General features: G+C 71.4%; 12 protein-coding genes. 6 read left to right on the forward strand and 6 right to left on the reverse strand.

Annotated elements, in window-relative coordinates; all coding sequences use genetic code 11:
* Positions 1-82: 82 nt before the first annotated feature.
* From ACZ6JE_RS07495 to groL, 4 genes are all read left to right on the forward strand, one after another.
* Positions 83-1087, forward strand: coding sequence for a DUF2332 family protein (locus ACZ6JE_RS07495; RefSeq protein WP_464318589.1), 1005 nt, complete (start codon positions 83-85; stop codon positions 1085-1087).
* Positions 1088-1163: 76 nt separating this feature from the next.
* Complete coding sequence (locus ACZ6JE_RS07500; RefSeq protein ID WP_192061367.1) at positions 1164-1457, forward strand: DUF3263 domain-containing protein; 294 nt, start codon at positions 1164-1166, stop codon at positions 1455-1457.
* Positions 1458-1561: 104 nt separating this feature from the next.
* A complete protein-coding gene (locus ACZ6JE_RS07505; RefSeq protein WP_464318590.1) occupies positions 1562-2131 on the forward strand; it encodes a LytR C-terminal domain-containing protein in 570 nt (189 codons plus the stop codon).
* A gap of 175 nt (positions 2132-2306) precedes the next feature.
* A complete protein-coding gene (groL, locus tag ACZ6JE_RS07510) occupies positions 2307-3926 on the forward strand; it encodes a chaperonin GroEL (protein ID WP_055800382.1) in 1620 nt (539 codons plus the stop codon).
* A 435-nt stretch (positions 3927-4361) separates the two neighbouring features.
* Here groL and ACZ6JE_RS07515 read toward each other — a convergent pair whose 3' ends face one another.
* The 6 genes from ACZ6JE_RS07515 to ACZ6JE_RS07540 form a co-directional block, all read right to left on the reverse strand.
* A complete protein-coding gene (locus ACZ6JE_RS07515; protein ID WP_464318591.1) occupies positions 4362-6116 on the reverse strand; it encodes a sensor histidine kinase in 1755 nt (584 codons plus the stop codon).
* Between the two features lie 70 nt (positions 6117-6186).
* Positions 6187-6879 (reverse strand): response regulator transcription factor, encoded by a 693-nt coding sequence (locus ACZ6JE_RS07520; RefSeq protein ID WP_146852589.1) that lies wholly within the window; start codon positions 6877-6879, stop codon positions 6187-6189.
* Between the two features lie 80 nt (positions 6880-6959).
* Positions 6960-7523, reverse strand: coding sequence for a hypothetical protein (locus ACZ6JE_RS07525; protein WP_192061370.1), 564 nt, complete (start codon positions 7521-7523; stop codon positions 6960-6962).
* The gene (locus ACZ6JE_RS07530) at positions 7520-9154 is read right to left on the reverse strand and encodes a DNA repair helicase XPB (RefSeq protein ID WP_464318592.1); all 1635 of its coding nucleotides are present in this window, start codon (positions 9152-9154) and stop codon (positions 7520-7522) included. The genes ACZ6JE_RS07525 and ACZ6JE_RS07530 overlap by 4 nt, the downstream gene beginning before the upstream one ends.
* A 70-nt stretch (positions 9155-9224) precedes the next feature.
* On the reverse strand, positions 9225-11084 hold the full coding sequence (locus ACZ6JE_RS07535) for a helicase-associated domain-containing protein (RefSeq protein ID WP_464318593.1): 1860 nt from the start codon (positions 11082-11084) through the stop codon (positions 9225-9227).
* 40 nt (positions 11085-11124) lie between these two features.
* A complete protein-coding gene (locus ACZ6JE_RS07540; protein WP_243215664.1) occupies positions 11125-11403 on the reverse strand; it encodes a hypothetical protein in 279 nt (92 codons plus the stop codon).
* A gap of 84 nt (positions 11404-11487) precedes the next feature.
* Here ACZ6JE_RS07540 and ACZ6JE_RS07545 point away from each other — a divergent pair, with 84 nt between their 5' ends.
* Together ACZ6JE_RS07545 and ACZ6JE_RS07550 are read left to right on the forward strand one after the other, a co-directional pair.
* Positions 11488-11865: a cold-shock protein gene (locus ACZ6JE_RS07545; RefSeq protein ID WP_192061374.1), complete on the forward strand. Its 378-nt coding sequence runs from the start codon at positions 11488-11490 to the stop codon at positions 11863-11865.
* A complete protein-coding gene (locus ACZ6JE_RS07550) occupies positions 11858-12559 on the forward strand; it encodes a DUF3027 domain-containing protein (RefSeq protein WP_464318594.1) in 702 nt (233 codons plus the stop codon). The genes ACZ6JE_RS07545 and ACZ6JE_RS07550 overlap by 8 nt, the downstream gene beginning before the upstream one ends.
* Positions 12560-12662 lie beyond the last annotated feature (103 nt).

The raw sequence follows: 12662 nt of genomic DNA on the forward strand, positions 1-12662 counted from the left end.
TTCAACACGGTCCCCCCGACAGTCATTCCAGGGCGGCACCGGCGCCGGCCCGTCGCAGCCCCGTCCTCCCTAGAATCACGGCATGCTCCTCGCCGACCGGTTCCGCAGCCACGCCGACGCGTCCGCCCGTGAGCAGTCCCCTCTGTACGCCGAGTGGTCGCTCGGCATCGCCGGCGACCCCGACGTGCTCGCGCTGATCGAGAGGGCTCCGGAGGCGCGGCGCCAGCCCGCCCTCGTGCTCGCCGTGTCGCGCTGGCTGGGCGCCCCCCTCGCACCGTGGCCGCGCCTCCGGGAGTGGATGCTCGCCCACCCCGACGCCCTCCTCGCCGAGCTCGCCCGTCGGACGACCCAGGTCAACGACGTCCGCCGCCTCGGGCCGGTGTCGCTCGCGCTGGCCAGGCTCGAGGGCCCGGTGGCCCTGCTCGAGGTCGGCGCCTCGGCGGGGCTCTGCCTGTTCCCCGACCGGTACGCGTTCCGGGCCGACCTCCGCGGCGCGGGCCGCGACGAGCAGGCGCGCTGGGGCGCGGCCGACAGCGACGTCGTCGTCGAGCTCGACGTCGACCTCGGAGACTCCCCGCTGCCGCACGACGAGTGGCCTCGCCGGGTCGTGCTGCCCGAGATCGTCTGGCGGGCCGGTCTCGACCTGGACCCCGTAGACGTCACCGACCCCGCCGCGGTCTCGTGGCTCGAGACGTCGCTGCCGCCCGGGCCGTCGGAGCGGGTGGATCTGCTGCGGCGGGCCGTCGCGATCGCCCGGAGCGCGCCTCCTCGGCTCGTCCGCGGCGACGCCGTCGACGGGCTGGCCGCCCTGGCCGCGACCGCCCCGTCGGACGCGCGGCTCGTCGTGGTCTCGACCGGCACGCTCGTCTACCTGCCCGGTCGCCGGCGCCAGGCCTTCGTCGACGCCGTGCGCGCCCTCGGCGCCACCTGGGTGTCGTACGAGCGGCGCGATCTGCTGCACGACGTCGTGGCGGAGGTGCCGGAGGGCGTCGCGCCGGGCGACGGGTTCGCCGCGCTCGCCCTCGACGGCCGGGCCCTCGCCGTCGGCGACGCTCACGGCAGGCGAGTGCGACTGCTCCCCTCCTGACCCGGCGCGGAGGGCTGCGCCTGAGGCGGCCCGGAGGCGGCCGCCCGTAGGATGACGACGATCGAGAGGGCGGGTGATGGGCGACAGCGGTGCGACTGGCGACGACGGGACGGTCATCGGGCTCTCCGAGCGCGACCGCGCGATCCTCGACCTCGAGCAGTCCACCACGGGGTCCGCGCGCCAGAAAGAGGCCGTGATCCGACGCGATCTCGGTCTCTCGACGGCCCGGTACCAGCAGCTGCTCAACTCGCTCATAGACCGACCGGCTGCACTGGCCTACGCGCCGATGCTCGTGGGGCGTCTGCTCCGACTCCGCGACGCCCGCTCGCTCGCCCGCACGACCCGATCGTTCGGGCCGCCGACCCGCTGACCCGCCGACCGCCGACCCGCCGCCCCGCTGCACGCCGACCCGCCGACAGAGCGCCCGACGCCCGCCGAACCGACGCCCGCCGACCCAGAGAAGACCGACAGCACATGCCGAAGTTCCCCCGCGACCGTTTCGACGACCTGCCCGCCGATCTGCAGAGGGTCGGCGCGCACCGGTCCACCCCGAGGCGGGGCCGTGGGCTGGTCGTCTTCGCCTGGGCCGCTCTCGCGACGGGCGTGCTGGTGGGCGGCGGGGTCGTCGCCCTGGGCGTGCTGAACGACAGCATCCAGTTCGACGCCCCCACGACGACCGTCACCGAGACGGCCGAGGCGGAGGCGCCCGACGACACCGCCTCCGCGACGCCCACGGAGGCTCCCGTGACCGACCCCGCCGACGTCGACCCCTCCGTCACGATCGCGGTGCTGAACGGGACGTCGACCGCGGGTCTCGCGACCGCCGCCTCCGCCGACCTCGAGGCCGCCGGGTACACCGTCGCCACCCAGGGCAACGCGGGCGACACCTCGGCCACGACCTCGACCGTCTACTACGCCGACGCCGCCGACGAAGGGGTCGCCCTCGGGCTCGCCCAGACGCTCGGCGTCGCGGCGACGGCCGTCAGCTCGGCGTTCCCGAACGCGTCGGTGACGGTCGTGCTCGGCGCCGACTACACGCCCTGAGGGCGACCGGGCCGAGGAGGCGCGGGTCGCGATCACCGCGCACCGCACCTCCCCGGGTCGCCCGCGACGTCACTTGCACTCTCACCGGGCGAGTGCCAGAATCGTCACTGGCACTCGCGACACGTGAGTGCCAAAGCTTCTGCTTCATGACGTCCGGGAGGGACGAAAAACACACATGGCTAAGATCATTGCTTTTGACGAAGAGGCCCGTCGTGGCCTCGAGCGTGGCCTGAACATCCTGGCCGACGCGGTTAAGGTCACGCTCGGCCCGCGTGGTCGCAACGTCGTGCTCGAGAAGAAGTGGGGCGCCCCCACCATCACGAACGACGGCGTGTCCATCGCGAAGGAGATCGAGCTCGACGACCCGTTCGAGAAGATCGGTGCGGAGCTCGTCAAGGAGGTCGCGAAGAAGACCGACGACGTCGCCGGCGACGGAACCACCACCGCCACCGTGCTCGCTCAGGCGCTCGTCCGTGAGGGCCTCCGCAACGTCGCCGCAGGCGCCGACCCCATCTCGCTGAAGCGCGGCATCGAGAAGGCCGCTGCGGCCGTCTCGGCTCAGCTGCTCGCCGACGCGAAGGACATCGAGACCAAGGAGCAGATCGCTGCCACGGCCTCGATCTCCGCCGCAGACCCCACCATCGGCGCGCTGATCGCCGAGGCGATCGACAAGGTCGGCAAGGAGGGCGTCGTCACCGTCGAGGAGTCCAACACCTTCGGCACCGAGCTCGAGCTCACCGAGGGCATGCGCTTCGACAAGGGCTACCTGTCGCAGTACTTCGTCACCGACCCCGAGCGCCAGGAGGCCGTCTTCGAAGACGCCTACGTGCTCATCGTCAACTCGAAGATCTCGAACATCAAGGATCTCCTCCCCATCGTCGACAAGGTGATCCAGAGCGGCAAGCAGCTGCTCATCATCGCCGAGGACGTCGACGGCGAAGCGCTGGCGACCCTGGTCGTCAACAAGATCCGCGGCATCTTCAAGTCGGTCGCCGTCAAGGCCCCCGGCTTCGGCGACCGTCGCAAGGCCCAGCTGCAGGACATCGCGATCCTCACCGGTGGTCAGGTCATCGCCGAAGAGGTCGGCCTCAAGCTCGAGAACGCGACGCTCGACCTCCTCGGTCGTGCCCGCAAGGTCGTCATCACCAAAGACGAGACGACCATCGTCGAGGGTGCCGGCGACCCCGAGCAGATCGCGGGTCGCGTGCGTCAGATCCGCAGCGAGATCGAGGCGACCGACAGCGACTACGACCGTGAGAAGCTCCAGGAGCGTCTCGCGAAGCTGGCCGGCGGCGTCGCCGTCATCAAGGCCGGCGCTGCGACCGAGGTCGAGCTCAAAGAGCGCAAGCACCGCATCGAAGACGCCGTGCGCAACGCCAAGGCCGCCGTCGAAGAGGGCATCGTCGCCGGTGGTGGCGTCGCTCTCATCCAGGCCGGCAAGACCGCTCTGGCCGAGCTGCAGCTCGAGGGCGACGAGGCGACGGGTGCGAACATCGTCCGTGTCGCCATCGACGCTCCGTTGAAGCAGATCGCCTTCAACGCGGGCATGGAGCCCGGCGTCGTGGCCGACAAGGTCCGCGGCCTGCCCATCGGTCACGGCCTCAACGCCGCGACCGGCGAGTACGTCGACATGATCGCCGCCGGCATCATCGACCCCGCCAAGGTCACGCGCTCGGCGCTGCAGAACGCCGCCTCGATCGCCGGTCTGTTCCTCACGACCGAGGCCGTCGTCGCCGAGAAGCCCGAGAAGAACCCGGCCCCGGCCGGCGACCCCACGGGTGGCATGGACTTCTAGTCCGTACCGCACCACCGCACCACCACAAGGGCGGCTCTCCTCCGGGAGGGCCGCCCTTCGGCGTGTGCGCCACGACACCCCGCCCGAAGCCGCGCAGCACCCCGAGACCCGCGCGGCACCCCGCCCGAAGCCGCGCAGCACCCCGAGAGGCGCGCAGCACCCCGAGACCCGCGTAGCACCCCGAGACCCGCGCAGCACCCCGCCCGAAGCCGCGCGGCACCCCGAGACCTGCGCGGCACCCCGCCCGACGCCGCCCAGCACCCCGAAACCCGCGTAGCACCCCGAGATATGCGGGTGTTGCGCGGGTTTCGGGGTGTGGGGTGCGACGGCGGGCGCCGCGGGCGCCGCGGGCGCGGCGGGCGCCGCGGGCGCGGCGGGCGCCGCGGGCGCGGCGGGCGCCGCGGGCGCCGCGGGCGCCGCGGGCGCCGCGGGCGGCTAGGCGGGCTGCGGGCCGGCCGCGGGGGCGGTGGTGACAGGGGCGTCGGCGGGCATCAGGGGCAGTGCCACCTGGAACGTGGCGCCGCCGCCGGGGGTGTCGCGCACGTCGACGCTGCCGCCGTGCGCCGCGACGATGCCCGAGACGATCGCGAGTCCCAGCCCGCTGCCCCCGGTGTCGCGGGTGCGCGACGAGTCGGCTCGCCAGAACCGCTGGAAGATCTTCTCGCGGATCTGCGGCGGGATGCCCTCGCCGTGGTCGACGATCGCGAACGTCGCGACGCCGCGACCCGGGTCCGACTGCACCACGATCTCGATCGGGCTGTCGTGCTCGGTGAAGCGCATGGCGTTGCCCATCAAGTTGGTGATCACCTGACGGATCTTGTTCTCCTCGCCGAGCACGATGGCGTGCGCCTCGTCGAGGGGTGTCTGCTCGACGGGCACGACGGCCGCGCTGCCGTCCGCGTTGCGGCCGCCGCGGGCACGCAGGCTCCGGAGGCGCGCGAGGGTGGCCCCCGCGAACGTCGCCGGTGCGCCGCCCGCCGTCGCCGACCCCGGCGCGACGGGCGCCACCGGGCCGGTCATCCGGCTCTCGACCGGGGCGCCGGGCGCCGCGTCGACCGCGGGCTCGGCCGCCTCGCCGTCATCCGCCGGGGTGGCCGAGGGGACGACCGGGTCGAGCACGAGCACCTCGATGTCGCGGTCGGGGTTCGAGGCCATCGTGTCGAGGGCGGAGTCGCGGGCGAGTTGCACGAGGTCGACCGGGCCGAGCTCGAGCGGCTTCGACTCGTCGAGACGAGCCAGCTGCAGCAGGTCCTGGACGAGCACCCCCATCCGGATGGCCTCTTTCTCGATCCGCTCCATGGCCTGGGCGACGTCCTCCTCTTTCGTGAGGGCGCCCATGCGGTACAGCTCGGCGTAGCCGCGCAGACTGACGAGCGGGGTGCGGAGCTCGTGGCTCGCGTCGCCGACGAAGCGCCGCATCTGGTCGATGGTCTTCGCGCGGTCGTCGAATGCGTCGTCGATGCGGTTCAGCATCGTGTTGAGCGATCGATTGAGTCGCCCGACCTCGGTGTTGGGCGTGGTCGAGTCGAGACGCTGGCTGTAGTCGCCGTCGGCGAAGCGCGCGGCCGTGGCCTCGACGTCACGCAGCGGGGAGAACGTCGATGTGACGAGCAGCCGGGTGAGGGCGGCGCCGAGCACCACGACCGAGACGCCGAAGCCGAGGAAGATCCCGCCGAAGCGGTTGATCGTCGCGTTGGTCGCGGCGAGGTTCGTGCCCGTCACGATGGTGGCGTCGATGGTCTGCGTGGAGCCGGTCGTCGAGGTCAGCGTGAGCGGCTTGACCGTGGCGTAGACCCGCCACTCCTGATCGTGGGTGCGGTTGTCGACGCTCTGCGCCTCGCCCCCGGCCGACTCGGCCACGGTGACCCCGCCGAGCACGGGCCCGACGCCGTCCTCCAGCAGGTCGCTGGTGTCGCAGATCATGCTGCCGTCGGGGTTGAGGATCGCCAGGTAGCTCGACTTGTCGCCGAAGTTGATGGTGCACGACGTGCCGTTGCGCGATGCGCCGGTGAAGCTGTCGGCCGACGTCTTCAGCTGCGTGTCGACCTGCCCGTAGAGATAGGTGCTCAGCACGGTCATGGTGCCGAGCCCGGCGACAAGGAGACCGAGGGTGACGAGGGTCACCGTGATGCCGGTGATCTTCGTGCGGATGGAGATCTCGTTCCACCACTGCGAGAGGCGTGCGTGCATAAGGGCGTCAGACTACCGAGAACGCCTGGGAGCCGAGGCTCCCAGGCGTTGGTGACGGCGGTGCGGGCGACTAGCTCTTCGACGCCTTGAGCATGTAGCCGAAGCCGCGCTTGGTCTGGATGATCGGCTCGGCCGAGAACTGGTCGAGCTTGCGGCGCAGGTACGAGATGTAGCTCTCGACGATGCCGGCGTCGCCGTTGAAGTCGTACTCCCACACGTGGTCGAGGATCTGGGCCTTCGACAGCACGCGGTTGGGGTTCAGCATGAGGTAGCGCAGCAGCTTGAACTCGGTCGGGCTGAGCTCGATGGCCGTCTCACCGATCGTGACCTCGTGGGTGTCCTGGTCCATCGTGAGCTCGCCGGCGCGGATGATCGCGTCTTCGTCCTCGTTCATGGTGCGGCGGAGGATCGCCTTGATGCGGGCGACGATCTCGTCGAGGCTGAACGGCTTGGTGACGTAGTCGTCGCCGCCGACGGTCAGACCCGTGATCTTGTCTTCGGTGTCGTCTTTCGCCGTGAGGAACAGGATCGGCGACGTGTAGCCCGACGACCGCAGGCGCTTGGTCACGCCGAAGCCGTTCATGTCGGGGAGCATCACGTCGAGGATGATCAGGTCGGGCTCTTCTTCGAGGACGGCCGAGATGGCCTGCGCGCCGTTGCCGACTGCCCGGACTGCGAAGCCCGCGAATCGCAGGCTCGTCGTCAGGAGGTCGCGGATGTTCGGTTCGTCATCGACGATAAGGATCTTCGGGCCGTCACTCATGGGATAAGTATCTGCGCGCCTCCTCGGTGTTCCCTGTGAGCAGGAGGCACGTCAGCCGCATGCGGGCATCGTGTCGGCCCTCAGGACGCCGGGTCGGTCCATTCGACGTTCGGCACGAGCGCGATGCGGGTCGTCAGCTCGAGCAGCTCGTCGGGCACGGCGAGGGTGAAGTCGACGCCCTCGCGATGCTCGAGGACGGCGGTGTAGCCGGAGGCGCGGGTGATCTGCCACCCCGGGAACTCCTCGACCGGGGCTGCGACGACCCGCGCCTCCTCGGCGTCGTCGGTGGCGCCGATCGCGGTGAGACCGGCGAAGAGGTGGTCTTTGACCGGCGAACCGGCGAGGAGGTCGCTGCGGTCGAGCACGTCGGGGTCGGGGCTCCACGTGACGATGCTGAGCTGCGAGCCGGCGTGCAGTCCGCCCTGGACCTCGTAGGTGCGCTCGACGGCCACGACCACCGATGCGTCCCAGTCGGCGAACCGGGCGCGCTGGCCGCGGAACTCGATCGCGTCGTGCTCGAGCGACGCGACGAGCGGACCGAAGGTCGCGAACGGGGCCTGATCGGCCGCGAACACGCGACGGAGTCCGTCGCGCCAGAGGTCGTCGTCGCCGAGCGGCAGATCGGACTCGGAGGCGGTGCTCATGCGGCGAGGGCCGGCGAGTCGAGGATCGTGTAGCTGTAGCCCTGCTCGGCCAGGAACCTCTGGCGGTTCTGCGCGAAGTCCTGATCGACCGTGTCGCGGCTCACCAGCGTGTAGAACGACGCCGGCAGCCCCGACTTCTTCGGGCGGAGCAGGCGACCCAGCCGCTGCGCCTCCTCCTGGCGCGAGCCGAACGACCCGCTCACCTGGATGGCCACGGTGGCCTCGGGCAGGTCGACCGAGAAGTTCGCGACCTTCGAGACGACCAGCACCTTCACCTCGCCGTCGCGGAACGCCTGGTAGAGCCGCTCGCGCTCGTCGATCGGCGTGGCACCGGTCAGGGTCGGGGCGTCGAGGGTCTCCGCGAGCTGCTCGAGCTGGTCGAGGTACTGCCCGATCACGAGGATCTGCTCGCCGTCGTGGCGGGCGACGAGATCGCGGACGACACCGAGCTTGGCCGGGGCGGTGGCCGCGAGACGGTACCGCTCGTCGTCGGGGGCGGCCGCGTACTCGAGCCGCGCCTCCTGAGGGAGGTCGACCCGCACCTCGTAGCAGGACGCCGGCGAGATGTAGCCCTGCGCCTCGATCTCCTTCCAGGGAGCGTCGAAGCGCTTGGGGCCGATCAGGCTGAAGACGTCGCTCTCGCGGCCGTCCTCTCGGACGAGCGTCGCCGTCAGGCCGAGTCGACGGCGGGCCTGCAGCTCGGCCGTCAGCTTGAAGACCGGAGCGGGGAGGAGGTGCACCTCGTCGTAGACCACCAGACCCCAGTCGAGGGCGTCGAGCAGCGACAGGTGCGTGTACTTGCCGCCCCGACGCGCCGTGAGGATCTGGTACGTCGCGATCGTGACGGGCTTGACCTCCTTGACCGAGCCCGAGTACTCGCCGATCTCGTCTTCGGTGAGCGAGGTGCGCTTCAGCAGCTCGTCGCGCCACTGCCGGGCCGACACCGTGTTGGTCACGAGGATGAGCGTGGTCGTGCCCGCCGCAGCCATGGCGCCCGCGCCGACCAGGGTCTTGCCTGCGCCGCAGGGCAGGACGACGACGCCCGAGCCGCCGTCGAAGAAGTTGTCGATCGCCTGCTGCTGGTAGCCGCGCAGCTGCCAGTCGCCCTGGTCGAGGTCGATCGCGTGCGGGGTGCCGGGCGTGTAGCCGGCGTGGTCCTCTGCGGGCCAGCCGAGCTTGACGAGCTGCTGCTTGACCTCGCCGCGCGCCCAGGGCAGGAGCTCCCAGACGGTGTCGCTGCGGCGGACGCCGAGCAGCTCGCCGATCTTCTTGACCCGGGTGACCTCGCTCAGCACGGTGTCGTCGGTGCCGCGCAGCACGAGCGTGTCGCCGTCGCGCTCGATGACGATGCGCCCGTAGCGGGCCACCGTCTCGGCGATGTCGACCGAGACGCTCTGCGGCACGGGGAACTTCGAGTACTTCTCGAGCGTCTCGAGCATGTCTTCGGCGGTGTGGCCCGCGGCCCGCGCGTTCCACAGGCCGAGTCGGGTGATGCGGTAGGTGTGCACGTGCTCGGGCGCCCGCTCGAGCTCCGCGAACACCGAGAGGTCGTGACGTGCGTCGTCCGACTGGGGGTGCGCGACCTCGAGCAGGACGGTGCGATCGCTCTGGACGATCAGGGGGCCGGTCATGAGGGTCGAGTCTAGGCGCGCCTCCTGCGGTCGTCCTCAGGTGGTGCGGGGACGCCGCGTGCGGGTCGGATCAGCGCGAGCTCGACACCGCGACCACGTGCGAGAGCGGCAGGGTGCGCTCGACGTCGGACTTCTTGTCGCGCCCGCGCAGACGGCCGCCGCCCACGCCGGTGGGCTCCATCTCGAGCGACGACGTCGTGCCGTCGGGCTGCTCGATCGAGATCGTGACGGTCAGCCGGCCTTTGACGGCCGCGTCGAGCTGACGGGCGATCCAGGCGCGGTCGGTCGTCTCGGTGCTGCCCTCGTTCTCGGCCGACAGACGTTCGACCATCTCGCGCAGCTGGTCGCGCGCCGGTGCGGGCACGGGGCGCCGGGGGCGGCGGCGGACGGGCGGCGTGACCGAGATGCCCGTCTCGTCGAGCACCACGACGGGGTAGCGCTCGTCGCTCAGGGCCCAGAAGACCGTGTCGCGTTCGAAGCGGCTGACGATGCGGAGCCCGTCGAGGCGGCGCAGCGCGAGCGGCGACAGCGCATGGTCGACCTCGAGGGTGTCGATGCTGGTGTGCTCGTCGGCCTCGACGAGCGTGACGGCGTCAGCGGGGAACCCGGGCGTGCCGGGCTCGACGCCCGACACCCGGTAGCGGCCGTGCCGCTCGGCGGACTGCTGCACGAGGTAGTCGAGCGGCTGGGGGATGCCCGTCGCCGAGATCTCGCCGAGGAACGCCCGGAGCGTGTCGGCCGTCTCGCCCTCGCTCAGCGCCCGCTGCACGCCGCCCTCGGTGATGCGGTACGTGGCGGCGAGCCCGGCGCTCTCGACGACCGCGATGACCCGGAGGCGCGCATCCAGCGCCGGGGACAGCGGACCGGGCGAGACCACGGTGAGGTCGTGCTGCAGATAGACCTGCTCGACCGCCTCGGGCAGCAGCTCGGCGACCCGCGATCGTGCGGCGCCGGCACCCTCGCGGAACAGCGCGAGCGCCGCCGAGGTGGGCACCCCGCCGGAGCTCAGACCGAGCAGCTCGGCGGAGCGCGAGAACGCGGCCAGGCGCTCGGGCACCCACGCCGCACCCGCGGGGTAGGCCCAGAGCGTGAACTCGCGGAGCGGCTCGCCCCACGAGGTCTCGACGCGCTGACGCAGCACGGCGACGATCTCGGGCGGCAGCGAGTCGAGCCACGAGCTCGTCAGGGCCTCCCAGCGGTCGGGCCACGACGAGGCCAGCCAGGCGTTCGCCTCGGCGGTGACGACCCAGCCGTCGGGGCTCGTGCGGGCGAGCCCCGCGCGGGTCGTGATGCCCAGCAGCGTGCTGACGTCGTCGACGTCGATGCGCGCGGCCTCGGCGAGGCGGCGCGTCTCGGGCAGCGCGAGCCCGCCCTTGGCCAGCTCGCGGGCCGGCGACTGCTCGAGCGCACGGAGGATCTCGGCAACCTCGATCACGATGGCGTAGAGGCGCTCGGACGATCGCGCGTCGACGGCCTCCCGATCGATGTCGTCGACCGCCTCGAGCACGACCGGCGGTCTCTCGTCGGCCAGCCGCTCGGCGGAGAGCAGCGGGTCGTCGTCGAGGCGCTCGCCGACGGCGTCGGGGGTGGCGACGATGCGGCCGTCGGTCGACGGCACGAGCAGGAAGAGGTCGAGGAGGTGCGCGACGGCCGTCTCGACCGGCGAGAGGGCGTCGTCGGCGGGGCCCGCCAGACGCTCGGCGAGCGTCGCCGTGTCGGCCGGCTCGCGTGCCGCCTGCAGCAGTCGCAGCTCGGTGCGGTCGAGGCGCGACAGCACGTCGCGCACCGAGGCCGGCTCGAGCAGCGAGTCGGCGAGGTCGAACGCGTCGTGGACGGTCGAGGGGCGCAGCTGTCTGGCCGACAGGCGTCGGAGCAGATCGTCGGTCGGGGCGCTGCGAAGCACGCCCGCGAGATCGAGTGCACTGGTCATTGGGGTCGACCTCCGAAGATTGCGCAGCCGGGTGCTGCGTCTACCGTGTGGTGCCCCGGTTCTCTCGCACACGTCGGGCAGCGCTGGCGACGACGTAGGCGATGATCAGCAGGATGGCGAGGGGGAGACCGATGAGCGGCAGCACGCTGATCGCCGGCCAGACGCCGACCGTGTAGTCGGAGACGCCCGTGACGCTTCCGATCAGACGGACGACGAAGGCGACGATCGACAGGACGACGATCGCCGCGATCATGAAGATCAGCACGCGTTCAGTACGATGGACGCTCGTCGGCGTGCTCTCGTCGGTCTTCTCAGCCACCTGCACAGGATAGCGGGGGCGCGCCCCGACCTCTCGCTCTAAACTGAGGTCGCTTTCACCCCCACCTCTTCTAGGAGTCAAGTCATGCCCACCGGCAAGGTCAAGTTCTACGACGACGAGAAGGGCTTCGGCTTCATCAGCAGCGATGACGGCCACGAGGTCTTCCTCCACGCGTCGGCCCTGCCCGCCGGCACCGTGGGTGTCAAGGCGGGGACCCGTCTCGAGTTCGGCATCGCCGACGGCAAGCGCGGTGCGCAGGCCCTCTCGGTGCGCGTGCTCGAGGCCGCACCGAGTCTCGCGAAGATGAGCCGGCGCTCGGCCGACGACATGGCGGTCATCGTCGAGGACCTCGTGAAGGTGCTCGACAAGGCCGGCGGAGACCTCCGCCACGGTCGCTACCCGCAGAACGGCGCCCGCATCGCCGTCCTCCTCCGAACCGTCGCCGACTCCTTCGATGCCTGACGCCGTGACGACCCCCTGGTCCGAGCTCGCGCGCCGCGCCCTGCTCGAGATCACCCCCGACGAGACGATCGGCGCCGAGGCCCCGCCCGTCGACGACGAGCCGGGGGTCACCTCGGTCCGGTTCGCGACCCTGCTGCCCGGTTACCCCGGCTGGTTCTGGACGGTCAGCGTCGCGCACCTCGAGGGCGAGGAGCCCTCGGTGCTCGAGGCCGAGCTGATGCCGGGCGACGACGCCCTCATCGCACCCGACTGGGTGCCGTGGGCCGACCGGCTTGCCGAGATGCAGGCCCAGGAGGCGCGCGACGGCGCCGAGGGCGACGACGAGTCGGACGATGACGAGTCCGACGACGAGGACGACTCGGATGACGACGACTCCGACGATGACGACGACGATTCAGACGACGAGGACTCCGATGACGAGGACGAGTCGGACGAGGGCGACTCCGACGACGATGCGCCGCGCGGCAGCATCGTGCACGGGGGCGACGTCGACGGCGTCGACATCGACGACCTCGACGTGACGACGGACGGCGGATCGTCCGACGACGACGACGACGACGACGACGACGACGACGATGACGACGACGACGACTCGGACGACGACGACTCCGACGACGGCCAGCAGGCCGACGTGGGCTCGACCCGGGGCGAGCAGTCCGGCAGCGGCAGGCCGCGGAGGCGTCGACGGCGGTAGATGATCTCAGGGGCGCACGCCGCGCCTCCTCGGCACTCCACGGTGTCGGACGACGAAGACCCCCTCGCCTGATGCGAGGGGGTCTTCGTCGTCTGCGGACCCG

The sequence above is a fragment of the Frigoribacterium sp. AC759 genome (genome assembly GCF_979256015.1).